The sequence below is a fragment of the Micromonospora saelicesensis genome, from assembly GCF_900091575.1.
Taxonomy (GTDB): domain Bacteria; phylum Actinomycetota; class Actinomycetes; order Mycobacteriales; family Micromonosporaceae; genus Micromonospora; species Micromonospora saelicesensis.
Window position 1 is genome coordinate 1,356,337 of sequence record NZ_FMCR01000001.1, and the last position, 23,012, is coordinate 1,379,348.

Sequence of the window (23,012 nt, forward strand, 5' to 3'; positions counted from 1 at the left end):
ACACCTGCGGGCGCGGTCGGCCGGCTCAGCTCTCGGCGGCGCCGACCTCCCAGCTCGGGACGGCGACGGCCGCGCCGGTACGGGCACCCACGTACTCCATCAGGACCAGCGCGATGTCGTCGTCGAGCCGACCGTGCACCCACTCGACCAGGGCGGTCTCCAGCGATGCCAGCCCGTCGGCGACCGTGCCGTGGCCGAGCAGTCGCCAGGCCCGGTCGGCGGTCGGGAAGAATTCGCCGTCCCGTCGCGCCTCGCCGAGACCGTCGGTGAACAGCAGCAGCCGGTCCCCGGGCTCCAGTCGTTCGACCCGGGGGCGGACCACCGGCATGAACCCGAGCGGAGGTGCCGGGGCCGGCGGTTCCAACGGGATCACCGCACCCCGGCGTAGCAGCAGCGGTGGAGGATGCCCGCAGTTGACGATCGTGAGGGTGCCGCCACGCTCCTCGACCAGTGCCGCCGTGACGAAGTCCTCGTCGCCGACGTTGCGGGCCACCGCGCGGTCCAGGTCGGCGACGACGGCCCGCAGGTCGGCCCGCTCGTAGGCCACGTGCCGGTAGGAACCGAGGACGATGCTGGCCAGCCGGACCGCGTCCAGGCCCTTGCCCCGCACGTCACCGATGATCATGCGGACGCCGTAGGGCGTGTCGATCGCCTCGTACAGGTCGCCGCCGATCTCGGCCGTCGCGGTGGAGGAGATGTAGCGCCCCGCGACCGAGAGCGTGCCGACCTGCGGCCCGAGCGGGCGCAACACCGCCTGCTGGGCCACCGAGGCGAGCTTGGTCAGCTCCACGATCCGCTCGGCCTGCCGCTGGCGAACCCACGCCACCGCCACGGCCATCCCGGTGGTGAGCGCGACCGCGACAACGTCGACCGAGGTGACCAACGAGACCTTCGGCGCGACCAGTGCGAAGCCCGTGCCGATCACTGTCGCCGCGACGCCCACTCCCAGGACCACCAGCCAGGACGCCAGGGCGGCGGCGAGAACCGGCGCTGCCGCCAGGAGCGCGACGTAGTGCACCTTGCGGCCGTCCGCCGCCTCCACCGCGGTCACGATCGCGAGCAGAACAAGGGCCGCGCCGAGGCCGGCGCGGGATCCGGGGCTCAGCGGGCGACGGCCCGACTGGAGGAGTCGCGTGGGTACGAGGGACAGTTTGCCTGATCCACGTGAACCGGTGAATGAACCTGACCCGTCGTCCGAGGAGGTTCTGTCCGGCCGGCCCAGTCGGCCGGCCGAATCGGCGTCGCCGGCCCCGCTCAGCCGAGGACCTCGTAGCGGACGGTGAGCGCGCCCACGTCGACCGAGGCGATGCTGGCGAAGGCGGCCCGGGAGAGATCCAGGCAGCGGCCGTCGATGAACGGGCCGCGGTCGTTGATCCGCACCGTCACCGACTTGCCGTTGGCCGGGTTGGTCACCCGGACCTTGGTGTTGAACGGCAGTGTCTTGTGCGCGGCGGTCAGCGCGTTGGGGTTGAACGACTCGCCGTTGGCGGTGAGCTGCCCGTCGGAGTAGAACGAGGCGCCGCACGAACCGCTATCCAGCACCTTCGCCGCGGCCGTGGTCTTCTTGACTGTCGGCTTCGGCTTCGGCTTCGGCGACGAGGTGCGCTCCTTGCCCCGGGAGGCGGCCTGCTGCGACCGGGTCGCCGACGGGCTGGCGGTCGCGCTGGGCGAGGCGCTGACGCTCGGGGTGACGGCCGGGGAGCTGGGGGTGAGGCTGCTCGCGGCGGTGGTCGGGGCGAGGTCGAGAGCCACCTGCTCCGACTGGCCGGAGCCGGAGACCAGCTGCACGGCGCCCACCGTGCCTCCGACGGCGAGGGCGACGCCGACCGCCGCGGTGGCCACGATGCCCGCCGGGGAGGACAAGATGCGGGTACGGGAGTGCTTGCCTGCCACCGGCCCGGTCCTTTCGTCGTCTGAACAAACCGGGTCGGACCGTAACGAGAGAAGCACTTCCGAAGTCAACGTGATCATGGTGGTATGCCCGTATTTACCCAGATACGTGTAGCCGATCATCCGACCCGGGGTGGGCCGGGTGGCCCGGGTGCCGCCACGCCCGCCGCCCGTGCCGCAGGATGAGCGGATGCCCGCCGATCTGACCGAACGCCTGGCCGCGCTGTTCCAGTGGATCGACCCCGGCCCGGACACCAGCCACCTGATCAGCGACATCTCCGGTTGGTGGCGGGACCCGGCGGTGCTGGCCGAGCTGGGGCCGGCCCTGGTGGCGCCGTACCGGACCGCCCGGCCCACTGTGGTGCTCGCGCCAGCCGTCACCGGGCTGCTGCTCGGGCCGTTGGCCGCCACCGCCCTCGGGGTCGGCTTCGTGGCCGCCCACAAGCCCGGTGACGGGCGACTGCCGGCCGGGCCACTCACCTGGGCGCAGAGCCCACCGGACTACCGCGGCCGACGGGTGGACCTCGCCGTACGGGACCGACACCTCGGCCCCGACGACCGGGTACTGGTGGTGGACGACTGGGTGCGTACCGGCGCACAGCTACGCGCCCTCTACGACATCTGCGCCGCGCGGGGCGCCGAGGTGCTGGGCACCGCCGTGGTGGCCGTGGACTGCCCGCCCGAGGTCACGGCCGACCTACGGATCACCGGCCTGATCGACGCCGCGGATCTGCCCTCTTGACCTGAAGCGAGGTTCAACACCGACGATCGGCGGATGAGCGACGGAGTTCTCGACGAGGCGTACGAGCGGCTGCACCGCACCGGCCCCGAATATCAGGGCTGGCTGTCCAACCACGGGCCGATGGCCGTCGAGGCGCTGGTCCGACACGGGCACCCGCACCGGGTGCACCGTTGGCTCGACGACTACCTCGGCCGCCTCGACGAGTTGCCCCGAGGGCTGCACCCGATCGACGACTGGCGGTCGGCGCTGGGCGATCCGAAGCGCGCCGGTGACTGGCTGGCCTACTTCGACCGGCAACTGCGCGAACACCCGTGGCGTGCGGTGCTCGGCACCTGGTGGCCCCGGCTGCTGCCAGGCATCGCCGCCGGCGCCACGCACGGGGTGATCCGGGTCGGGCACGCCGTACGCGCACTCGACCCGGACGACGAGAACCGACAGCGGCTCACCGAGTTGGGCCAGGCCCTCGGCTACTGGGCGGCCCGCTGGCAGCCGATCCCCGGCACCGACCGACTGTTCACCGGCGATCCGGACCGGCCAGGCACCGACGACCTTGACGTGGCGGCCGCGCTGGCCGGGCTGCCCCGGATCGACGACCAGACCGGCGGCGTCCGGGATCGGCTGGAGCAGTTGCCGGGCGTACCCCGATGGAAGCCGGCACTCGCGACGCTGCGCCCCGTGCGGAGCCCGGCCGAGGCGGAGCGGGGGCTCACCACGCTGGTGCACCGGGCCGGCCTGGACTACCTGCGCTTCGGGCACGCCGCGCCGGTCATGCTGGTGCACGCGGTCACCGCGCCGACCGCCGTGCTGCGTACCCTGCCGGCACTGGACCGGGACCTGTGGGCGCCGAGCCTCGCCGCGGCCTGGGCCGCGACGGCGGCCATGACCTCGGTGTACGCCCCAGCCAACGGCATCGCGCCACCGACAGTGACCCCCGCGACGCCGGCGGAGGTCTTCGCCCGCGCGGCCCGCCACGGCGACGAGCACGTGGTCAAGCTCGCCGACGCGATCCTCGACGCGTACGCGACCAGTGCCGACGAGCGGCTCCTCACCGCACCCGGCTACGCCGGCCAACTGATCTGAGCGGGGCGACGGGTATTGCGGCGGCGGCCCGGGCCGCCCTGGCCTAGCCTCGGCAGGATGTGGCCTCGGATCGGTGAACTGCGCGCCCTCGCCCTCGGCACCCCCGGCGAGTTGCGGTCGACCCTCAACACTTTGGTGCTGGCCGGTGTGAAGACCGCGACGGCCGGCCGGCTCGCCGAGTACGCGGAGGAAGGCGAGGAGTTGGAGCACGTCGGCGAACGCCTGGCCCTGGTCGACGACGACAACGCACTGGCCGGTGTCGTGGAGATCACCGGAGTCGAGGTGGTCCGCTTCGCCGACGTGCCCTGGGACTTCGCCCGCGCCGAGGGCGAGGGCGACCGCTCGATCGAGGAGTGGCGGGCCGGGCACTCGACCTACTGGGCGCGGCTCGGCACGCCGGTCGACGGCGACACCCCGATCGTCTGCCTGCGCTTCCGCCTGGTTTCCGGCGGCGAGGGCGGTGTGGCCAGCGGTGACCTCGGCACCTGACCGGCTCGGTGTGGCGGCCTCAGCCGCGTAGTTGTGGCAGCAACCGCGTCACCACGTCCACCAGGATGGCCTCGTCACCGGCGTACCAACTGCTGGCGCGCGGCCAGTGCGTCACCACGTCGGTGAAGCCCAGCTCGGCGGCCCGGCCGACCTGATCGGCGAAGAACTGTGCGCTGCTGAGCGAGAAGACCGGCGCCGCGTCCAGCGAGAGGTAGCGGTCCAGGCTGGCCGGGTCGCGGCCGGCCTCGTCCAGGGTCCGGTCCATCCGCGCGGACAGCGCCGACACGCTTGCCCACCAGCCCGCCAGGTCGTCGTCGTCACCGGTGCCGGTGGTCACCCAGCCCTGCCCGAAGCGGGCCACCAACCGCATCGACCGTGGCCCGTTGGCGGCCACCACGAACGGCACCCGAGGCCGCTGCACGCAGCCGGGGTTGTTGCGGGCATCCACCGCCGCGAACCAGTCGCCACGCCAGGTGGTGCCGTCCTCCCGCAGGATCAGGTCCAACAACTCGGTGAACTCGGCGAACCGGTCGACCCGCTGACGCGGCGGCAGCGTCTCACCACCCAGCACCGCCGAGTCGAAGCCGATGCCACCCGCTCCCAGGCCGAGCAGCAGGCGGCCGGCGGAGACGTCGTCCACAGTAGTGATCTGCCGGGCGAACGCGGCCGGGTGCCGGAAGTTCGGCGACGCCACGAGGGTGCCCAGCCGAATCCGCGAGGTCACCGTGGCGGCCGCGGTCAGCGTGGCCATCGAGTCGAACCACGGGCCGTCGACCAGGTCACGCCAGCCCAGGTGGTCGTACGTCCAGGCGTGGTCGAAGCCCCACTCGTCGACCTGCCGCCAGCGACGCTGCGACTCCGCCCACCGCTGGTCCGGCAGGATCACGATGCCAATCCGCATGATCGCCAGCCTAGTCGGGGACACCAGCGGGGTCAGGTTCTCGCTATCGTCCGGCTGTGGACCTACCGGCGCAGCGAGTCGGCACCATACGAGCGTTCGGCACCGTGTCGCTGGTGGCCGGCTTCATGACGACACTGCTCAGCATGATGTCCGATTACGACGGGCTCGAGCCGCACATCCTGGCCGCGTTCCTCATTCTGACCGGTCTCGGTCTACGGATCGAGGCGGCGATCGCCGACCGGAAGTCGTAGGTCCACCGTTGCGGCCAGCCCGTACCCTCCGGGGATGCCCACCGAAGGATCTGCTGACCGCGTATCCCCGGATCGCCGGGCGCGTCGGGTCCGCATGATCCGCACGGTGGCGTTGCTGGTCGGGGTGGTCGTTCCGTCCCTCGTTCTCCGCGAGCTGATCGAGGCCCGGTTCGGTCGCGGACCGCTCGCCGACCTCAGCGCGGTCGCGGTGCCGATGGCGGCGACCGCGTGGTTCGCGCCGTACGCCTCCTATCGGCGACGCGACGCCCTGCTCTGGCTGGTCGGCCCGGGCCTCTACTACTTCGCGGTGATCGCCTGGCGGGTGGCCCTCGCGCCCTACCGGGACTGGAGCCCCCGCCCGGAGGAAAGGGCCCTGATGCGCTGGTCACGGGACCCGGAACACGCCGGGACGTGGTACCTGACCGAGCCCGCGAGTGGCGCGCGTCACACTTCTTCCCGGTAGGGACATCGCGTTCGGCTCCGACCCCTCGGGGAGCGGCACCCAGGCGGGGTGTCGCCCGAGGAGAGGACCAGAGCGCGATGACGAAGGTGACCGCACAACTGTCGGTGTCGGTGGACGGCTTCTACGCCGGCCCGCAGTTCGACGGGAACGGCAACTGGATGGACTCGGCGGAGAGCGCGAAATTCTTCCGGGTCACCCGGTGGGCGACCGAAGCGGCGGCCTGGCGCGAACGGCAGGGCTTCGCCGGCGGAGAGCAGGACACCAACTCCGAGGTGATCGCCGAGTCGTTCGGGGCGGCCGGCGCGTACGTGATGGGGCGCCGGATGGCCGACGGGGGTGAGATCCCCTGGGGTGAGGAGCCGCCGTTTCGCGCGCCGGTCTTCGTCGTCACCCACCGCCCCCGCCAGCGGCTGGTGAAGGGCGGGGGCACCAGCTTCACCTACGTCACCGACGGTGTGGCCAGCGCCGTCGAGCAGGCGCGCGCCGTGGCCGGAGGCAAGGACGTCGCGGTGGCCGGAGGCGGCAGCCTGGTGCGGCAGGTGCTCAAGGCCGGTCTGCTCGACGAGTTGGAGCTGCACGTCGTACCGGTCGTGCTCGGCACCGGCCTGCGGCTCTTCGACGCGGACCTCGACCTGGGCGACCGGGAGGGAATCGAGCTGACGCCGACCCGCGTCCTTGCCACCCCACAGGTGACCCACATCCGGTACGCGGTGCGCGGTCGCGCCCCGCTCGTGCTCGACGACCGGGGCAGCGGAGGCGGCCCGACGGTCACCGCGAACTGAATCACGGCCCATCGGAGGAAGGAGGAGACACCATGGCGCAACTGTTGCGGGTGCAGTGCTTCAACGTTTCGCGCGACGGGTTCGGGACCGGAGAGGGGCAGAGCCTGGAACGGCCCTTCGGTCACGCGGACCCCACCCCGCTGTTCTCCTGGCGTGCCGCCACCGCCAGCTTCGTGTATCGCACCGAGCCGGGCGGCACCCGTGGCCTGGACGACTACCTGACCCGCGACGCCGAGTGCAACATCGGCGCGGAGATCATGGGTCGCAACAAGTTCGGCCCCCAGCGTGGCCCCTGGAAGGACCACGAGTGGCAGGGCTGGTGGGGGGACAACCCGCCGTTCCACACGCCGGTCTTCGTGCTCACCCACCACGTGCGCCCGTCGTTCAGCCTGTCCGACACCACGTTCCACTTCCGCGATGTCAGCCCGGCCGAGGCACTGGCCGAGGCGAAGCAGGCAGCCGCCGGTCGGGACGTACGCCTCGGTGGTGGGGTGGCGGTCATCCGCGAGTTCCTCGAGGCCGACCTGGTCGACACGATGCACATCGCCGTCGCGCCCGTCGACCTGGAACGAGGTGAACGTTTGTGGGAGAGCCCCGACGAACTGCTCGACCGCTTCCACCTCGAGTCGGTGCCCAGCCCCAGTGGGGTCACCCACCTCCTGTTCTGGAGGCGATGACCGCCCTCCTTATCACGGCACGCCGGCCCGGCCCAACCGCACACCCATGGCTGATCGACCAGCGCCCCATGGCCCGTCGACGACCCCGCCACCTCAGATCTTGGACAGTTTCCGTTCTGGCGTAACGGAAACTGTCCAAGATCTGTGGGGTTTCTGCGGTACCGATCGGTGCCGAGCCCTCTTCCATCACCGCTGCGCCCTGAGACGCGACAGCCGCTGTGTTGACGGGTTCGCGCAGCCACGCGGAAGACGGGAACGCCTAGGTCATGCCCTGCCGATCATCGAAGCCAGATCAAAGCCGTGATGAGCAGCGCGGATGAGCGCGCGAGCCTCGCTGTGTTCCCCGCGTGAACCGGCCCAGGTCGCCGTCTAGAATGGAGCAATCCTGAAGAGACAGTGATCAAGACGGGGTATGCGTGAGTCAGCCGACCGGACGGGGCGCCTTCGTCGCGGTCGTCACGTCGGTCGTTTTCGGGGTGATGGCGAATGTCGCGGCGAGCGCGATCGACGTGCCGGACCGGCTCAAACCGTTGGTATTCGGAGCGACCATCGCCCTGGGCATCGCAGTCGTCGCCTTCGAAACCATGAGGGCCCGGACTCCCACCGTCGCAGAACCGGAGAGGAATCCGAAGAAGCCGCAGCCCGTCGCGACCCCGAAGAAGGCCGTGACCTTCGGCAAAGTAGCCGATCCCCGACGCCCGGCAGTAGCGAGAGGGAAGACGACCAGGCCGACTCGATCCGAGTGGGCCCCGCTTCTGGGAGTCGCTTCGGGCCTGCTCGGCATCGCCGCCGCCTTCTACTTCTTCAATCTTTCTCCGGGAGCCCGTCAGCGACTCGACCTGATGTCCGAGGCCATGGAGATAAACACAGGCATGGTCACGACCAGCACGCGGAATCGACATTCCGAGACGCTGACGACGGGCAGCATGGACATGGACGGATCATGTTTCGGCCCGCACGGCGACGCGAAGCTGGAGTTCAAACCGGGAATCGTGTCCAACTACTACACGATCGATCCCGGTGGCGTCGTGACGGCCTTGATTGCGCCCCTTGCCGACGACAATGCGCCGACGGCGATCGAGACGATCAGGAAGGCCTCCGAGGAGTGCGAACTCGCGGGCCACAACGCGAGGCGGGAGGCCACTGACCTCGGCGGGGACGCCTCCGTCAAATACTATTTCTCCGGCACCGGTGGATTCAAGGACAATTACAACGCCTACGTCGTGTGCTCGGGATGGTTCATCCTGTTCAAAACGTACGGCCCAGCCGCAAAGACCGACTTCAGCGCCTTTCACGGCGCGGTGTTCGCCAACCTCGACAAGACGATGAAAACGAAGTGCTACAAAACCATTGAGTGAGAGTCGCCGTCCGTGGGATGGCGGCTCTCATTCGTTCGGCTGCCTGGCGACTAGGCCAGGCGTGACAGCACCAGCAACCGGTTGCCGTCGGGGTCGGTGACCCGCGCGGAGCGCTCACCCCAGGGCTGGTCGACCGGCTCCTCGGTGACTGTCGCTCCACCCGTGCGAAGCGCGCCCACTGCTGCGTCGCAGTCGTCGGCGTAGACGCACAACTCCCAGCGGTGCGAGTCGGCCGGCCCGCCAGCCTCCGGGTTGGCGGCCAGGCCGAGCTCGCTGCTGCCCAGCCGCAGAGCGACGAACTCCGGGGCGCCCTCGTCCGGGAACTGGTAGGTCAGCTCGAAGCCGACCACGTCCCGGTAGAACGCGATGAGTCGTGGCAGGTCAGGTGTCGTCACGATCGGAAACGCTTCGGTGAACACGGGCACCTCCACGCCGGACACTAGCCGGTGCCGAGGGCAAGCAGGAACTACCACTGTCGATCCCCGACGGGTGTCGCCATCTCGCGGAACTCCTGCGCAGAATGATTTGCGATGTGCCTGCCTGCGCGACGCCCTCGAACTCACGCCGGCAACCTCTCCCGACACCTCGCCGTGCTGGAGGAGGCCGACCTGATCCAGATCGAACGGGGCTACCACGCCGCCGGCCCAAGACCTGGGTCAGGATGACCGAGCAGGGCAGACCGCACTGGCTGCCGAGATCAGCGCACTACGGGAACTCCTCCGCCGCCACCAGGACTTTCGGGCCTCCACCTGAGCATCACCGGGCCGGGCTCTGCATCCTGATCGCTGGCATCGTGGCCTACCGCAGTCGTCGAGGGCTGGCGCTCTGGCTCGACGACCGGCGCCTCCGGCGGAGTCGCTGACCCTGCCGTGTCAGTGGCCGTGTCAGGGCCATGACAGGGGGGTGACAGCCCAGCCGCCGATGGTAGTTGCATGACGAGTTCAGCGATTGCAGTCTCCGGGCTGCGAAAGGCCTACAAGGACAAGGTCGTGCTCGACGGCATCGATCTGGATGTCCCTGCGGGCACGATCTTCTCCCTGCTCGGCCCGAACGGGGCGGGTAAGACGACGACGGTGAACGTGCTGACCACGTTGGTGAAGGCCGACGGTGGGACCGTACGCATCGCAGGGCACGACGCCGCCACCCAGGCCAAGGCGGTGCGCGCCGCGATCGGTGTCACCGGTCAGTTCGCGGCGGTGGACGAGCTACTGACCGGCCGAGAGAACCTGCAGCTGATGGTGGATCTCAGTCAGGTTCCCGGCAAGGACGGCAGGCGGGTCGTCACGGAGCTGCTGGAGCGGTTCGATCTGGTGGAGTCAGCACAGAAGCCGGTGTCGACCTATTCCGGCGGTATGCGCCGCAAGCTGGATCTGGCGATGACGCTCGTCGGCGACCCGCGAATCATCTTCCTCGACGAGCCGACCACGGGCCTGGATCCACGTAGCCGCCGCACGATGTGGTCGATCATCCGTGACCTGGTGGCCGACGGCGTGACGATCTTCCTCACCACTCAGTATCTCGAGGAAGCCGATCAGCTCGCCGACCGGATCGCCGTACTCGACCAGGGGCGCCTGGTCGCCCAGGGCACGCCCGACGAGCTCAAACGCCAGATCCCCGGCACTCACGTCCGGCTCCGGTTCGCCACCGTCGCCGAACTCGACGCGGCCGCCCGGGTGCTCACCGACTCCACGCGGGACGACGAGGCACTGGCACTGCGGGTTCCCAGCGACGGCGGAACCGCCTCGCTGCGGGCCCTGCTGGACCGGCTCGACGAGTACGCGATCAGCGCCGAGGGGTTCTCCGTGCAGACGCCGGACCTCGACGACGTTTTCCTCGCCCTGACGGGCAGCCGCACCCAGGAGGTCTCCGCGAAATGAGCACCAAGTCCCACTCGATCGTCATGCTGCGTCGCAACTTCAAGCACATCGCCCGAAACCCGACCTCGGTGTTCAACGCGGTCCTGATGCCCATCGTGATCATGTTGATGTTCGTCTACATGTTCGGTGACGCCTTCAACGTCGGTGTCGACTACATCGACTACGCGACTCCCGGACTGATGCTGCTGGCGGTCTGTTACGGGCTCGGGGCCACCGCGACCGCGGTGAACTCCGACATGACGAAGGGCATCATCAACCGGTTCAAAGTCATGCACGTCTCCCGCGGTGCGGTGCTGACCGGTCACGTCGTCGCCAGCGTGCTGACCAACCTGGTCGCCATCGCGGCCCTTGTCGGGGTGGCCTTCCTGCTCGGATTCAGCCCGTCGGCGAGCCTCCTCGGCTGGCTCGGCGCGCTCGGCATCATCGTGCTGCTCGGCTTCGCCGCCGGCTGGCTCACTGTCGCCCTGGGTCTTTCGGCGAAGTCTCCGGAAACGGCGGGTCTGGCCTCCGTACCGCTGGTCATGCTGCCGTTCTTCAGCAGCGCGATCGTGCCGGCGGACAAGATGGGGCCCGGGCTGCGGGAGTTCGCGCAATACCAGCCCTTCACACCGATCATCGAAACTCTGCGCGGGTTCCTCAACGGGACACCGTCCAGCGGTGACGTGATCCCCGCCCTCGCCTGGTGCGTCGGCATTGCTCTCGTCGGCTACCTGTGGGCACGTTCCACGTTCACGAAGCGAGCGTGACAGCGACCAACCGATTCCAGTCCGTCCGACTGCCTTCTCGCGCCGCCTCTGCGAAGCTCACTTCGCCGAGGCGGCGCCGTACTTCCTGCTCGATTCGGGCCACATCCGGCTGGGAATGATCCTGCCGTCCGCGCACACCGCTGCTGGCCGCGAGCAGCCGGGCGGCGTGCTCGTACTGGTCATGGCGCAGCGCCAGGTCCGCGACGCCGACGAGTACCCGCGCGATCGAGGGTGCGTGCCCTGTCTCGGCGGCCGCCACGCAGGCCGAGGAGTGGTGTCTGCGCGCCTCACCGAGATCGTCCGCGACGTAACCGAGCAGGTCGTGCGTCACCACGCGGATGTGCGCCTGCTTCGCCTCGTCGCGCAACAGGGTCGTCGCGACACCGACCTGCCGGCCCACCTCTTCGGTGTGGCCACGCCAGCGAGCGAGTTCGGCCTGTGACAGAGCCAGCACGGCCAACGCACCCGGCCACGTGACCCGCTCCGCGCATCGCCGCGCCTCGGCCATGGCAGCCGCGCTGGACTCCTCATCGCCAAGCAACCAGTACAGCTGAGCCTGCCGGGACCGCATCCGGATGATGTCCTCGACGGTGCCGACCTCGGTGACGACCGCGGTCGCCTCTTCGTAGAGCTCGCACGCACCGGCGAACTCACCGCGTACGGCAATAAGCTCCGCCAGCTCGGTCAGGGCGAATGAGATCCCGAACCGTTCGCCGAGTGCCCGGAACTCGGCGAGCGCCGCCACGAGATACTCGTCCACCTCCGGACCGTCCTGGCCGAAGATGATCCGCATCTTGCCGAGTTGCAATCGGGCCAGTGCGCGTACCCAGGGATCCTCGTCGTTCAGCAGCGGTTCCCATGCGGGCAGGATCGCGTCCGGGGCTCGCAACATGCGTTCCAGCGGGACGACGAGCGCCATCCCCGGGTGGCCCCCGTTACTGCGCTGGCTGAACTCGTACGCCTTGTGGATCCACTCCGCCGCCTGGTGTTCGTCGCCAGGCCCCGAGTTGATGAAGAGCACGACGAGCGCGTACACCGTGGCCCGGATCTCGTCGCTGACCTCACCAGGCGTCTCGGTGGCCGCTGTGATCAACTCCATGCCTTCGGTCCGGTGGCCACCGAGCCACCAGTACCAGCCGGCACCCGCGGCCAGCCGCATGGCCGCGTGCGCTTCGCCGGCAGCGAGGGCACCGCGCATGGCAGCACCGATGTTGTCGTGCTCGACTTCGAGAGTGGCGAGCCATCTCACCTGGTCCGCGCGGCGAAGCTGCGGCTCTGCGGTCTCGGTCAGTTCAGTGAAGTACGCCAGATGCGCGTGGCGAGCCAGGTCCGATTCCCCCGCCTCGGCGAGGCGGTGCACGGCGTACTCCTTGATCGTGCCGAGCATCCGGTAACGCACTGTCTCGTCGCCCTCGGTAACCAGCAGCGACTTCTCGGCCAGCGCGGTGACCAATTCGAGCACATCCTCCGGCTCGACCTCGTCGCCGGCGCAGACCCGTTCAGCCGCTTCCAGGCTCACCCCGCCCGAGAACACCGACAGCCGGCGCAGGACCGTCCGTTCGGCGTCGGTCAGCAGCTCCCAACTCCAGTCGACCACCGCGCGCAGCGTCCGGTGCCGGGGCAACGCGGTACGGCTGCCGCCGGTCAGCAGGCGGAACCGATCGTCGAGCCGCCTGGCGAGCTGGTCGATGGACATGGTGCGCAACCTGGCGGCGGCCAGTTCGATCGCCAGCGGCATCCCGTCCAGCGCCCGACAGATCCGCGCCATCGTCGACAGCGTGGAGGCGTCGACCGCCAGATCTCGCCGCACCGCGACCGCTCGGTCCCGTAGCAGTCGGACAGCCGGTGAGCTTTCGATCTCGCTGGCGTCGGCGTCGACGTCCGGCAGGGCCAGTGGCGCGACCGGCCAGAGCGCCTCACCAGTGATGCCGAGCGGCTCCCTGCTCGTCGCGAGGATTCGCAGTCGCCGACACTCCCCGAGCAGCCGGTCAGCGAGCACCGCCGCCGATTCGATCACGTGCTCGCAGTTGTCCAGGATCAGCAACGTCTCCCGCTCGCGGATCGCGGCGACGAGCCGGTCGACCAACTCCATGCTCGGTGGCTCGCCGAGCAGAGCGTCCCGGAGTCCGAGCCCTGTGAGCGTCGCCTGGACCACGTCACCGTCCGCGCCGATGGCGGCGAACTCGACCAGCCAGGCGCCGTCCGGCAGGTTGTCGAGCATTCTGCGCGCGGTTTCCGTGGCCAACCGGGTCTTCCCGGAGCCACCCGGCCCGATCAGGGTCGTGAGCCGGTGTTCGGCGACGAGCGCGCCGACCTCGGCGACGGCCTCGTCCTTGCCGATGAAGCTGCTCAACTCGGCGCGAAGGTTGGTCTTCCGGCCCTCCTCCCGCCGTCGCACCTCGCCCCGCAGGAGCGCGACGTGCAACGCCGAGAGTTCCGGCGAGGGGTCGACGCCCAGCGCGTCGGCCAGGGCGTCACTCGTGCGCTGATACACCAGCAGCGCCTCGTTGTCGCGGCCGCTCGCGGCGAGGGCCCGCATCAATGCGAGAACCAGCCGTTCCCGCACCGGGTGCTCGGCCACCAGGTCGGTCAGCTCCGCGACCAGCTCCGGACCGTGGCCGAGGCTGACCTCCACGTCGAAGCGATCCTCCAGGGCGGTGAGGCGCAGCCTTTCGAATCGGGTGACCGCCGCGTCGAGCGCCGTGCTGTCGGCCAGACCGACGTCCTGCATCGCCGCACCGCGCCACAGGTCGAGGGCCTCACGCAGCCGCCGTCCCCGCTGCGGGCCCTCGTCATCGCGAGCCAGGCCGACGAGGCGTTCGAACCGTACGGCGTCGACGACGTCGGGTTCGACCATCAACCGGTAGCCGTCCGCCTGTCCCTCGATCGACCCCTCCGGCAGCGCCTTCCGTAGCCGGGAAACCAGGCGGTGCAGGGCGTTCGCCGCATCGGAGGGCGGACGTTCGCCCCAGATCCAGTCGACGAGGGTCCCCTTCGGGACCACGTGGCCCGGGTGGAGCGCGAGGGCGGTCAACAGCCCGCGCAGCCGCGCACCCGGCACGTCGATGACGGTGCCGACGTCCGTGCGAACCTCGAATGGACCAAGCATCCCGACCTGCACCTGGCAGATCCTGCCATGAACATGAAAAGCATCCGGTTCTCCTGGAGCCTCTACGAAATGAGATGCGCACCGGCTGGCACACCTGTTGGATCTCGACATGGTGCATGAGCTTGTTAGTCCTCGTAAGGCACGCCCGGGGGACCGCCTCGCGGTCCTGTCGCCGTCCTTCGCCGCGGCCGGTGCCTATCCCGAGATCCACGAGCAGGCCATGCGACGGCTCGCTGACCTGACCGGCCTCGTTCCGGTCGAATATCCCACCACCCGCCAGGTGGGCGCGAGCGCCGCAGCGCGGGCGGCGGACATCAACGCCGCCTTCGCGGACCCCCAGGTACGCGGCATTCTCGCCGTCATCGGCGGCGACGACCAGATCACGGTCATCCCCCACCTGGACGCCGACCTGGCCCGAGCCGACCCGAAGCCGTTCCTCGGCACCAGCGACAACACCAACCTGCACCACTGGCTCTGGGGCCTCGGCATCGCCAGCTTCTACGGCGGGTCCTCCCAGGTGCACCTCGGCCCCGGGCCTGCCGTCGATGACATCCACGTCCGGTCGCTGCGAGCGGCGCTACTCACCGGGGAGCGGCTGGAGATCACCGATCCTGGTGAGTCCGAGGACATCGGCATCGACTGGGCAGACCCGCAGGCGTTGAAGTCGTTCGGAGAGCGCGAACCGACGGAGCCGTGGAGCTGGTACGGGCCACCCCGCGCGGTAACCGGCCGCACCTGGGGTGGCTGCCTGGAGGTCATCCAGTGGATCCTGACGGCGGGACGCTTCCCGTTTCCCCCGGAGGCCCTGCACGGCGGAGTGCTGATCATCGAGACGTCGGAGGAGCTTCTCCCCGCCCGCGAGGTCGGCTGGATCGTCCGATCGCTGGGTGAACGCGGTCTCCTCAGCGCCGTCGACGCGGTCCTGGTCGCCCGTCCGCCGGTCTCCGACCACACCCGTCGACCCCCTGCCGCGGATCGGGCACGGCTACGCGAGCAGCAGCGCGACACGGTCGTCGACGTGGTGGCCCATTACAACCCCGAGGCGGTCGTCTGCGTCGGCATCCCATTCGGTCATACCAGACCACAGTGGATCCTTCCCCACGGCGGGCCGGTCACCGTCGATGGCGTGGAGCGTCGAATCTTCGCCGACTACCAGTAGGAGGTCGCAGGGCATGGAACCGACACAGACGGCGCTCATCGTGCCGATACCCGAGGCCGAGGACGCGGTGGGCCGGTTCCGGGCATCGCTCGACCGGGCCGCCTCGTGGGGCGTGCCGGCGCACGTGACAGTCCTCTACCCGTTCCTGCCGCCGCAACAGATCGATGAGCAGGCCCTGGCGGTGCTGCGCGAAGCCTTTGCCGGGATACCACGGTTCGACGTCGTACTGACGCACGTGGACTGGTTCGGTGACTCGGTCGTCTGGCTTGCTCCGCGGCCAGACCGGCCCTTCCGCGACCTCACCGAGGCGGTGTGGCAACGGTTTCCCGAGGCACCCCCGTACGGCGGGGCGCACAGCGAGGTGGTGCCGCACCTGACCATCGGTCACGACGCCGCCAAGCCCGTGCTGAGCCACGCCGCGGAAACCATCTCCGCGCACCTGCCGATCAATGCGGCCATCGACAGGGTGCGGCTCATCGCCGGAACACCTGACGTGAGCCCGTGGCGCACCGTCTGTGAGTTCCCGTTGGGCGCCCGACCACCAACGGCGGCTGGTACGGGGCTCCAGGCGGTTTCGGCATGACCTCCAGGCACGGCCGGTGGCCGGATTTCCCCGGACGCCCCGCCCGACAGGTCACGGCTTGTCGATCAGCTCGATCAGCGCCGCGTCGCCCTGCGCGATGACTCTGCGATGACCTGCGGCTACCACTGTGATTCGGCGGCAGCCGTCGAGTTCGACGTAGGCGCGAGGGTCGCTTCCGGTCATCGGCCTCAGCACCGCGAAGCGACTGGCGCTGGCGTTGCACGGGTTCGCTGGGTCGGACGCCCCCAGAGCATGCTCGACCGCTGCCCGTCGGTCGCCCCGCAACACCGTCCCGTGCGCTAGGACGCCGGCTGCCTTGCCGTTTTCCTGGTCGCTCCTCGGCACGTCGTAGACGCAGAGGCGGACCGTCTGCCCGGCGAGGAACGGCGACCGCAGGGTTCCGGGACGGGCGTCATGGTCGGCCATCGTCCCCACTTCTGCCATGTCGACCCAGCGCTGGCCGCACCCGGCCATGTCCGGCCGCGCCGATTCGATCTCGGCGAGCGGACGGGTCGCCACGGTGGTCAGCGGCAGGGCATCAAGGGCTTCACTGACTGCGTCCGGAAGATGGTTGTGGCAGGAAGCGAGCGGTATGCCGGGCCGTATCCACCGACCCTCCGCGTCGACGAGCGCGAGCCAGGGCGCCATCTGCAGGTCCGCCCTGCACGCAAGGTCTGGATTCGTTTGCGCGTCGGGCAGGCGGAGCACGGTGGCGAGGGCGGTGAGGGCGGCGACGTCGTCGCTACGCCGTTCCGTCACCATCACGTCCTTGCCAACGGGTGGTTCCAGCCCGCAGATGACGGCCGCGGCGGGAACGAAGTCGTCGCCGAGGCGGGGCAGGGCGGCCGCCTCCTCGGTCGGAACCGCGAAGCCGCGCGTGACCATCTCCGGTGCAGCCTCGACGCACGACGTCCACTGCCCCTGACCGGCGGAATCGGCAGCCGTGTGGGGTGAAGGGACGCGGTTGAGTATCTGCACCCCTCCGACGCCCAGCCCCACGACCACGGCCACGGCGAGCGCGGTGCCTCCGATCAGGCGCTGCCGGTGCCGGCGGACCCGCCTCGCCACCTTGACAATCCGATCTGGTGGCGGCGTCAGTGGGGGAACTGCGTTGGTCAACAGGAGCCTGATGTCCTCATCTTCACGCGTCACTTCGCGACCTCCAAGCGGCGAACAGCTCAAGATTCGGATCGGTACGCAGAATCCGTAGGGCACGGAAGGCCTGCACCTTGACCGTGTTGTGCGAGCAGCCGAGCACTTCCGCTGTCCGCTGCACCGTCAGGTCCTCGACGTAGCGGAGCACCACGATCGCCCGCTGCTGCCGGCTGAGCCGGGCCAACGCGCGGCGTACCGCGTCCCGATCGGCGGACTCACCTGCCACGTCGCCACGTGCGGCCTCGTCCGGTGGCTGGCTTGGAATCTCACTGCGCCAGCGCCGCCGCCACCAGGAGACGTAGGTGGTGAACAGCGCCCGGCGCAGGTACGCCTCGGGATGCCCGGCACTCCTGATCGTGGCCCAGCGCCGCCAGACGTCCGCGAGGACCGTCTGCAACAGGTCCTCGGCTCGCCCGGCATCACCGGTAAGCAGCCAGGCCGAACGCAGCAGTGCATCGGAGCGCGCCGCGACGAACTCGGCGAAGCCTTCCGGTGGCGCCAGTTCCCGAGGTCGTTGCATGGTGTGTGTACCTCCCACCACTTGAACGCTCTGGGAGGTCAGCGAGGTTAACGCGGGAACGGCCGGGGTTGGGGGCCTTCATTGTCTTGTCGGCCGCGAGCGCCGCTGGCCGCAACAGCATCGAAGGCCCTGGCTGGGACTCTCGTCCTGGCCAGGGCCTTCGCGTTGGAGCGGGTGACGGGAATCGAACCCGCACTGTCAGCTTGGGAAGCTGATGTTCTGCCATTGAACTACACCCGCAAGCGGCACCACTGTACCCGAGTCGTCGAGCCCGTGCACCCAGGTCCCCCGCCGGCCGCGGCTGTCCGCGTACCGCTCCGTCCGGGGCGACCCCGGGTTGATCCACTCGGCTTTTTGAAAGTCGGGGCATCCGGAGCGCTGGGACACCGCGATTTCACTGAAATCGAGGTGATCATGCGGGTGCCGGCTCCGTTAGGACGGAGCCGGCACCGATGAACCTTCCGGTTGTGGTCAGGCGGCCGTGCACTGGACGTCACGGGTGAGGCGGGTCGGGCGCGCCTGCGGGACGGCGAGGGGCACGGCCCCCGCCGGCGGGGCGTTTGGGTCGAGCCAGACCCGAACGGCCGGCCGACCCGGCGCGAGACCCGGAATGCCCGCGATGTGCTGCTCGCGGCGGGTGAGCATGGCCACGTCGACGGTGAACTCGAAGAGCCGCCAGTCGACCTGCGGCTCGGCCCGGGCGCTGTGCGCCAGTTGCGCCACGAGGACCGGATCGGTCACCGGACGGGCGCGCCCCGCCACGTACGCCTCGTCGTCGCTCTCCTCCGCAGGGAACGAGTGCAGCGCGTAACGGCCGTCACGTTCGAGGTCGCGGCGCTTGGGCGAGTCGATGATGAAGCAGAACAGCCCCTCGGCGGTGATGACCGGGGAGACCGGATGGACGCGGGGCCCGCCGTCGGCACGGACCGTGGCCAGATAGCCGAAGCCCGGCCCGTATTGCTGGAGGAGAACGCGGATCCCGTCGGCGAGTCGGGGCTCGTCGGCGGCGAATTCGGACCAGGAAGCCATGTGGGCATTCTATCGAACAAATGTACGAGCAGCGACCTCGACTCGCTGGTCACCGGCACCGAATCCGGCCACTTTTGGCAGCGCGGCTATGGTGGTCCGATGCTGCTCTCCGACCGCGACCTGGTCTCCGAGATCAAGGCCGGCACGCTGGGCCTGGAGCCGTTCGAGCCCACTCTGGTCCAACCGTCCAGCATCGACGTCCGACTCGACCGGCTGTTCCGGGTCTTCAACAATCACCTCTACACCCACATCGATCCCGCCATGCAGCAGGACGACCTGACCTCGGCGGTCGAGGTCCCCGACGGTGAGCCGTTCGTGCTGCACCCGGGGGAGTTCGTGCTCGCCTCGACGCTGGAGGTCATCTCGCTGGGTGACCAGCTCGCCGGCCGACTGGAGGGCAAGAGCTCCCTGGGCCGGCTCGGACTGCTCACGCACTCCACCGCCGGCTTCATCGACCCGGGCTTCTCCGGTCACGTGACGCTGGAACTCTCGAACGTGGCGAACCTGCCGATCACCCTGTGGCCGGGCATGAAGATCGGGCAGCTCTGCATCTTCCGGCTCTCCTCGCCGGCCGAGCACCCGTACGGCTCGGTGGTCTACGGCTCGCGCTACCAGGGCCAGCGGGGGCCGACACCCAGCCGCGCCTGGCAGCACTGGCGCACCTGGCCCACCCGCTGAGGTTCAGCCGCCAGGACCGGGACGACGAGGGCCCGCCGCGACGGATCGCGACGGGCCCTTCGGTCATCCGGGGTCAGCCTGGACGGCCGTAGCTGTGGATCGGACCGTCGTCGACCTTCTTCATCTTGACCGGCTGACCGGCCTGCGAGGCGTGCACCACCCAGCCGCCGCCGACGTACATGCCGACGTGGTGGATGTCGCTGTAGTAGAAGACCAGGTCGCCGGGGCGCAGGTCGCCCTTGCTGACGTTCTTGGTGACCCGGCTCTGCGCGGCGGCGTTGTGCGGCAGCGACACGCCGGCCTTCGCCCAGGCGGCCAGCATCAGCCCGGAGCAGTCGTACGAGTTCGGGCCTTCGGCACCCCAGACGTAGGGCTTGCCGATCTGCGCGCAGGCGAACTTGACCGCGGTGCCCGCGGCGCCGCCGGGGTAGCTACCCGGGCAGGGCGCCGGGCGCAGCGGACCGCCGCCGCCGCTGCCGTACACCTTGAGGCGCAGCTTCTGCAGGCGGTCGATCTCTTCGTTGATCTGCTTCTTCTTCGCCGCCAGCTGAGCTTCGGTGCGGGTCAGCTGGGCCACCATCTCGTCCAGCGGCGCCTTCTGCGCGGCCAGCTGGTCGCGCAGGTCGGCCACCTGGCGTACGTCCTTCTGCTGGTTGTGCGCGAAGCGGTCGAGCATTTCGAGCTGTCCGACCACCTCGCTGGGCGACCGGCTGCCCAGGACGGCGTTGACGGTCGAGACGTTCTCACCCTTGTAGGCGCGTACGGCCAGGGCGCTGACCTTGTCCATCGCGGCGTCGACCTGGCGCTCCAGCGGGGTGATCCGGGCGGCCAGCGCGTCAGCCTGCTTGCGCTTCGCGGCGAGGTCGGTGCGGGTGGCGTTGTGCCGTTCGATGATCGGTTCGAGCTTGTTCCAGTCGGCGTCGATCTGGCGCTCGATCTCGGCGACGGACGGGTCGGCGTGCGCCGCCGTGGCACTGCCGGTCAGGACGACGGCGATGCCGGCCAGCGCGGCGAGTGCGGTGGTGAAGCGGGACCAGCGTGGGCGCGGCACGATCGACGGCGTGCCGGCTGATGCCGACCGCTCGGACGACGGCCGCGGGGCATGGAGTGCCACCGGGGTTCCGTACTCCTTCTTCCTGACCGCCTACCGGGTTAGCTGACGGGTTCGGGCGGGAAGTCGGCGCCCTACCGCAGTGGCTGCGGATTCACCCCGAGGGACCTGGGTCCCCGGTTCGCTCGGAAACGACTCGGCGGTGTCGGTCCGTTACCGCCCGGGCTGGGCGGAGCTGCTGTCGGGCCGACGAATGACCAGAGTAGAGACGCTTGTTACCGATCCGCAACCCGTGCGGCCGTGACACTCCGTACGGATTGGACGAGGTCACCGACCGTGTGTGAAGAATTCTTTCCGCATCCTTCGATAGATGGAAAGGTATTGACGTGACCTCCCGGACGGCGCGATGGTGACCTGACCTCACTCCGCGAGAATCTAGGGGGTTCGATGCACCATCCAACCCTGTCGACCGGCTGGCGCGCACTGCTCGCCGCCACCGTGGTCGCCGCCGCGACCACGGTGCCGCTCTCCGGCGGCCCGGCCGCCGCCGCGCCCACCACCGACCGCCAGCAGCAGTACACCGCAGCGGCCACCGAGTACGGCGTGCCGGCCGTCGTGCTGCTCGGCGTCTCCTACCTGGAGTCGCGCTGGGACACCAACGCCGGCACACCGAGCACCAGTGGCGGCTACGGCCCGATGCACCTGACCGACGCGCGGCACGTGGCCGCCCTACCCGGGCGCGGCCACCACGACGCCGGCGCCGAGGACCCACGCGGCGACGACTCCCGTCCCGCCCGGGTGCCCGCGACCCGGCCGGTCGAGGCACCCGCGCCGTCCACCGCCGCGTTGCAGACCATGGACGCCGCCGCCACGCTGACCGGCGCCACCCCCGAGGCACTGCGCACCGACGCGGGCCTCAACATCCGGGGTGGGGCCGCGCTGCTGAGCGCGTACCAGAGGGATCTGGGCGCGCCGGTCGGCGCGGACACCGACCCGGCGGCCTGGTACGGCGCGGTGGCCCGTTACTCGGGCGCGGACAGCGCCGACGCCGCGGCGGCCTTCGCCGACGAGGTCTTCACCACCATCGGCGCGGGCGAAGCCCGGGTGACCGACGACGGCCAGCGTGTCACTCTGCCCGCCCGCGTGGTGCGGCCCGAGCGTTCCTGGTTGGACCGGCTGGGCCTGCGCCGCCTGGCCCGCCCGGACGGGGTGGAGTGCCCACGCACCATCTCCTGCGAGTGGATCCCGGCGCCCTACGAGGCGTTCGGCGACGGGGACTACGGCAACCACGACCTCTCCGACCGGCCCGCGCGGCAGAAGATCGAGTACATCGTCATCCACGACACCGAGGCGAGCTGGGCGACGACCCTGAAACTCGTCCAGGACCCGACCTACGTGAGCTGGCACTACTCGCTGCGCTCGGTCGACGGGCACATCGCGCAGCACGTGAAGACCAAGGACGTCGGCTGGCACGCCGGCAACTGGTACGTCAACGCGAAGTCGATCGGGTTGGAACACGAGGGCTTCGCGGCACAGGGCACCTGGTACACCGAGGCGATGTACCGGACCTCGGCGAAGCTGGTCCGGCACCTGGCGCTGCGGCTGGGCATCCCACTGGATCGCCAGCACATCATCGGCCACGACAACGTGCCCGGCACCATCGCCTCGACAGTGCGGGGAATGCACTGGGATCCGGGCCCGTACTGGGACTGGACGCACTACTTCGACCTGCTGCACGCCCCTCGACTGGACACCGGCACCCCGGCCACCGGAATGGTCCGGATCGACCCGGACTACACCACCAACCAGCCGGCGTTCACCGACTGCGTCACCCCGGGCGTGCCCTGCGCGCCACGCGGCTCCTCGTCGGTGGTGCTGCGCAGCGCACCCTCCGCGGACGCGCCGCTGGTCAACGACATCGCGCTCCGCCCGGACGGCAGCCCGAACACGATGGTCGTGTCGGACCACGGGGCCCGGGCGTCCGCCGGGCAGACGTACGCGCTGGCCGGACGGCAGGGCGACTGGACGGCGATCTGGTACCTGGGGCAGCGGGCCTGGTTCCACAACCCGGCGTCCGCAGCGACCGCCAGCTGGACCGTCGGCGTCGTGGCCACGCCGAAGCCCGGACGGACCACCGTTCCGGTCTACGGACGGGCGTACCCGGAGCAGTCCGCGTACCCGGAAGGCGTGCCCTACCAGGCGATCTCGCCGCTCCAGTACACCCTGGCCGCCGGGCAGCGGTACGCCGTCGGCGCGGTGCTGGCCGGCGAGTACTACCGGGCCAGCACGTTCGACGGCTCCTCACCTGGCGACTGGACGGTGATTCGCGGCAAGAACCGCTACGCGCAGATCCAGTTCGGCCATCGGATCATGTACGTCGACCTCGCCGACGTGCAGCTGTTGCCGTCCCCGGTCGGCGCGCCCCGCTGAGAACCACGAAGGCCCCCGGTCGGTGACCGGGGGCCTTCGTGT

23 protein-coding genes, 1 tRNA gene and 1 riboswitch are annotated in these 23,012 nt (G+C 69.9%); of the genes, 14 read left to right on the forward strand and 10 right to left on the reverse strand.

Annotation, left to right across the window (positions count from 1 at the left end):
- Nucleotides 1-25 precede the first annotated feature (25 nt).
- Nucleotides 26-1,150, reverse strand: a complete 1,125-nt coding sequence (locus tag GA0070561_RS06420; protein WP_091397489.1) for a PP2C family protein-serine/threonine phosphatase — start codon at nucleotides 1,148-1,150, stop codon at nucleotides 26-28.
- Nucleotides 1,151-1,254: 104 nt separating this feature from the next.
- On the reverse strand, nucleotides 1,255-1,893 hold the full coding sequence (locus tag GA0070561_RS06425; protein ID WP_208603690.1) for a septal ring lytic transglycosylase RlpA family protein: 639 nt from the start codon (nucleotides 1,891-1,893) through the stop codon (nucleotides 1,255-1,257).
- Nucleotides 1,894-2,080: 187 nt separating this feature from the next.
- Here GA0070561_RS06425 and GA0070561_RS06430 point away from each other — a divergent pair, with 187 nt between their 5' ends.
- From GA0070561_RS06430 to GA0070561_RS06440, 3 genes are read left to right on the forward strand one after another with little or no spacing between them, the layout of a single operon-like run.
- The gene (locus GA0070561_RS06430) at nucleotides 2,081-2,632 is read left to right on the forward strand and encodes a phosphoribosyltransferase family protein (protein ID WP_091396280.1); all 552 of its coding nucleotides are present in this window, start codon (nucleotides 2,081-2,083) and stop codon (nucleotides 2,630-2,632) included.
- Between the two features lie 33 nt (nucleotides 2,633-2,665).
- Nucleotides 2,666-3,712, forward strand: coding sequence for a questin oxidase family protein (locus GA0070561_RS06435; RefSeq protein ID WP_091396284.1), 1,047 nt, complete (start codon nucleotides 2,666-2,668; stop codon nucleotides 3,710-3,712).
- 57 nt (nucleotides 3,713-3,769) lie between these two features.
- Nucleotides 3,770-4,201 carry an ASCH domain-containing protein gene (locus GA0070561_RS06440; protein WP_091396287.1) on the forward strand — a complete coding sequence of 144 codons (432 nt, stop codon included), beginning with the start codon at nucleotides 3,770-3,772 and terminating at the stop codon, nucleotides 4,199-4,201.
- A 19-nt stretch (nucleotides 4,202-4,220) separates the two neighbouring features.
- Here the strand turns inward: GA0070561_RS06440 and GA0070561_RS06445 are convergent, their stop codons facing one another.
- On the reverse strand, nucleotides 4,221-5,102 hold the full coding sequence (locus GA0070561_RS06445; RefSeq protein WP_091396288.1) for an LLM class flavin-dependent oxidoreductase: 882 nt from the start codon (nucleotides 5,100-5,102) through the stop codon (nucleotides 4,221-4,223).
- A gap of 56 nt (nucleotides 5,103-5,158) precedes the next feature.
- On the opposite strand from GA0070561_RS06445, the gene GA0070561_RS06450 reads away from it, so the two are divergent.
- The 5 genes from GA0070561_RS06450 to GA0070561_RS06470 all read left to right on the forward strand — a co-directional run bounded on the left by GA0070561_RS06450 (nucleotide 5,159) and on the right by GA0070561_RS06470 (nucleotide 8,633).
- Nucleotides 5,159-5,353, forward strand: coding sequence for a hypothetical protein (locus GA0070561_RS06450; protein WP_091396291.1), 195 nt, complete (start codon nucleotides 5,159-5,161; stop codon nucleotides 5,351-5,353).
- 34 nt (nucleotides 5,354-5,387) lie between these two features.
- Nucleotides 5,388-5,816: a hypothetical protein gene (locus tag GA0070561_RS06455; protein WP_208603691.1), complete on the forward strand. Its 429-nt coding sequence runs from the start codon at nucleotides 5,388-5,390 to the stop codon at nucleotides 5,814-5,816.
- A 77-nt stretch (nucleotides 5,817-5,893) separates the two neighbouring features.
- On the forward strand, nucleotides 5,894-6,598 hold the full coding sequence (locus GA0070561_RS06460) for a dihydrofolate reductase family protein (protein WP_091396298.1): 705 nt from the start codon (nucleotides 5,894-5,896) through the stop codon (nucleotides 6,596-6,598).
- Nucleotides 6,599-6,630: 32 nt separating this feature from the next.
- Nucleotides 6,631-7,275, forward strand: coding sequence for a dihydrofolate reductase family protein (locus GA0070561_RS06465; RefSeq protein WP_091396301.1), 645 nt, complete (start codon nucleotides 6,631-6,633; stop codon nucleotides 7,273-7,275).
- Between the two features lie 416 nt (nucleotides 7,276-7,691).
- Nucleotides 7,692-8,633 carry a hypothetical protein gene (locus tag GA0070561_RS06470; protein ID WP_091396304.1) on the forward strand — a complete coding sequence of 314 codons (942 nt, stop codon included), beginning with the start codon at nucleotides 7,692-7,694 and terminating at the stop codon, nucleotides 8,631-8,633.
- A gap of 50 nt (nucleotides 8,634-8,683) precedes the next feature.
- On the opposite strand, the gene GA0070561_RS06475 is transcribed toward GA0070561_RS06470, so the two are convergent.
- Nucleotides 8,684-9,028, reverse strand: coding sequence for a VOC family protein (locus GA0070561_RS06475; RefSeq protein WP_244166075.1), 345 nt, complete (start codon nucleotides 9,026-9,028; stop codon nucleotides 8,684-8,686).
- Nucleotides 9,029-9,565: 537 nt separating this feature from the next.
- On the opposite strand from GA0070561_RS06475, the gene GA0070561_RS06480 reads away from it, so the two are divergent.
- The gene (locus GA0070561_RS06480) at nucleotides 9,566-10,510 is read left to right on the forward strand and encodes an ATP-binding cassette domain-containing protein (RefSeq protein WP_091396306.1); all 945 of its coding nucleotides are present in this window, start codon (nucleotides 9,566-9,568) and stop codon (nucleotides 10,508-10,510) included.
- Nucleotides 10,507-11,256: an ABC transporter permease gene (locus GA0070561_RS06485; protein ID WP_091396309.1), complete on the forward strand. Its 750-nt coding sequence runs from the start codon at nucleotides 10,507-10,509 to the stop codon at nucleotides 11,254-11,256. Before GA0070561_RS06480 ends, GA0070561_RS06485 begins: the two co-directional genes overlap by 4 nt.
- Here GA0070561_RS06485 and GA0070561_RS06490 read toward each other — a convergent pair.
- On the reverse strand, nucleotides 11,240-14,377 hold the full coding sequence (locus GA0070561_RS06490) for an ATP-binding protein (protein WP_091396312.1): 3,138 nt from the start codon (nucleotides 14,375-14,377) through the stop codon (nucleotides 11,240-11,242). The genes GA0070561_RS06485 and GA0070561_RS06490 overlap by 17 nt on opposite strands.
- Nucleotides 14,378-14,585: 208 nt before the next feature.
- Between GA0070561_RS06490 and GA0070561_RS06495 the strand changes: the two genes are divergently transcribed.
- Together GA0070561_RS06495 and GA0070561_RS06500 are read left to right on the forward strand one after the other, a co-directional pair.
- Nucleotides 14,586-15,524 (forward strand): LD-carboxypeptidase, encoded by a 939-nt coding sequence (locus tag GA0070561_RS06495; RefSeq protein ID WP_244166108.1) that lies wholly within the window; start codon nucleotides 14,586-14,588, stop codon nucleotides 15,522-15,524.
- Nucleotides 15,525-15,537: 13 nt separating this feature from the next.
- Complete coding sequence (locus tag GA0070561_RS06500; RefSeq protein ID WP_091396316.1) at nucleotides 15,538-16,107, forward strand: 2'-5' RNA ligase family protein; 570 nt, start codon at nucleotides 15,538-15,540, stop codon at nucleotides 16,105-16,107.
- A gap of 51 nt (nucleotides 16,108-16,158) precedes the next feature.
- On the opposite strand, the gene GA0070561_RS06505 is transcribed toward GA0070561_RS06500, so the two are convergent.
- From GA0070561_RS06505 to GA0070561_RS06520, 4 genes are all read right to left on the reverse strand, one after another.
- Nucleotides 16,159-17,259 carry a hypothetical protein gene (locus GA0070561_RS06505; RefSeq protein WP_141710325.1) on the reverse strand — a complete coding sequence of 367 codons (1,101 nt, stop codon included), beginning with the start codon at nucleotides 17,257-17,259 and terminating at the stop codon, nucleotides 16,159-16,161.
- Nucleotides 17,249-17,782, reverse strand: coding sequence for a SigE family RNA polymerase sigma factor (locus GA0070561_RS06510; protein ID WP_091396323.1), 534 nt, complete (start codon nucleotides 17,780-17,782; stop codon nucleotides 17,249-17,251). Before GA0070561_RS06510 ends, GA0070561_RS06505 begins: the two co-directional genes overlap by 11 nt.
- 166 nt (nucleotides 17,783-17,948) lie before the next feature.
- Nucleotides 17,949-18,022, reverse strand: a tRNA-Gly gene (locus tag GA0070561_RS06515).
- A gap of 231 nt (nucleotides 18,023-18,253) precedes the next feature.
- Nucleotides 18,254-18,811 carry a pyridoxamine 5'-phosphate oxidase family protein gene (locus tag GA0070561_RS06520; protein ID WP_091396326.1) on the reverse strand — a complete coding sequence of 186 codons (558 nt, stop codon included), beginning with the start codon at nucleotides 18,809-18,811 and terminating at the stop codon, nucleotides 18,254-18,256.
- Between the two features lie 99 nt (nucleotides 18,812-18,910).
- Between GA0070561_RS06520 and dcd the strand changes: the two genes are divergently transcribed.
- Complete coding sequence (gene dcd / locus GA0070561_RS06525; protein WP_030332009.1) at nucleotides 18,911-19,489, forward strand: dCTP deaminase; 579 nt, start codon at nucleotides 18,911-18,913, stop codon at nucleotides 19,487-19,489.
- Between the two features lie 73 nt (nucleotides 19,490-19,562).
- On the opposite strand, the gene GA0070561_RS06530 is transcribed toward dcd, so the two are convergent.
- The gene (locus GA0070561_RS06530; RefSeq protein WP_244166076.1) at nucleotides 19,563-20,540 is read right to left on the reverse strand and encodes a C40 family peptidase; all 978 of its coding nucleotides are present in this window, start codon (nucleotides 20,538-20,540) and stop codon (nucleotides 19,563-19,565) included.
- Nucleotides 20,541-20,616: 76 nt separating this feature from the next.
- A riboswitch (cyclic di-AMP (ydaO/yuaA leader) is annotated at nucleotides 20,617-20,752 on the reverse strand.
- Nucleotides 20,753-20,987: 235 nt separating this feature from the next.
- Here GA0070561_RS06530 and GA0070561_RS06535 point away from each other — a divergent pair.
- Entirely contained in the window at nucleotides 20,988-22,970 is a 1,983-nt protein-coding gene (locus tag GA0070561_RS06535) for an N-acetylmuramoyl-L-alanine amidase (protein ID WP_091396331.1), read from the forward strand.
- Nucleotides 22,971-23,012: the final 42 nt, after the last annotated feature.

Excerpts from the sequence above, each read along its gene's own strand:
- GA0070561_RS06430 (WP_091396280.1), top strand. The coding sequence starts at position 2,081 with ATGCCCGCCGATCTGACCGAACGCCTGGCCGCGCTGTTCCAGTGGATC.
- GA0070561_RS06455 (WP_208603691.1), top strand. The coding sequence starts at position 5,388 with ATGCCCACCGAAGGATCTGCTGACCGCGTATCCCCGGATCGCCGGGCG.
- dcd (WP_030332009.1), top strand. The coding sequence starts at position 18,911 with ATGCTGCTCTCCGACCGCGACCTGGTCTCCGAGATCAAGGCCGGCACG.
- GA0070561_RS06520 (WP_091396326.1), bottom strand. The coding sequence starts at position 18,811 with ATGGCTTCCTGGTCCGAATTCGCCGCCGACGAGCCCCGACTCGCCGAC.
- GA0070561_RS06485 (WP_091396309.1), top strand. The coding sequence starts at position 10,507 with ATGAGCACCAAGTCCCACTCGATCGTCATGCTGCGTCGCAACTTCAAG.
- GA0070561_RS06460 (WP_091396298.1), top strand. The coding sequence starts at position 5,894 with ATGACGAAGGTGACCGCACAACTGTCGGTGTCGGTGGACGGCTTCTAC.
- GA0070561_RS06465 (WP_091396301.1), top strand. The coding sequence starts at position 6,631 with ATGGCGCAACTGTTGCGGGTGCAGTGCTTCAACGTTTCGCGCGACGGG.
- GA0070561_RS06435 (WP_091396284.1), top strand. The coding sequence starts at position 2,666 with ATGAGCGACGGAGTTCTCGACGAGGCGTACGAGCGGCTGCACCGCACC.
- GA0070561_RS06445 (WP_091396288.1), bottom strand. The coding sequence starts at position 5,102 with ATGCGGATTGGCATCGTGATCCTGCCGGACCAGCGGTGGGCGGAGTCG.
- GA0070561_RS06535 (WP_091396331.1), top strand. The coding sequence starts at position 20,988 with ATGCACCATCCAACCCTGTCGACCGGCTGGCGCGCACTGCTCGCCGCC.
- GA0070561_RS06440 (WP_091396287.1), top strand. The coding sequence starts at position 3,770 with ATGTGGCCTCGGATCGGTGAACTGCGCGCCCTCGCCCTCGGCACCCCC.
- GA0070561_RS06510 (WP_091396323.1), bottom strand. The coding sequence starts at position 17,782 with ATGCAACGACCTCGGGAACTGGCGCCACCGGAAGGCTTCGCCGAGTTC.
- GA0070561_RS06480 (WP_091396306.1), top strand. The coding sequence starts at position 9,566 with ATGACGAGTTCAGCGATTGCAGTCTCCGGGCTGCGAAAGGCCTACAAG.
- GA0070561_RS06500 (WP_091396316.1), top strand. The coding sequence starts at position 15,538 with ATGGAACCGACACAGACGGCGCTCATCGTGCCGATACCCGAGGCCGAG.
- GA0070561_RS06495 (WP_244166108.1), top strand. The coding sequence starts at position 14,586 with ATGCGACGGCTCGCTGACCTGACCGGCCTCGTTCCGGTCGAATATCCC.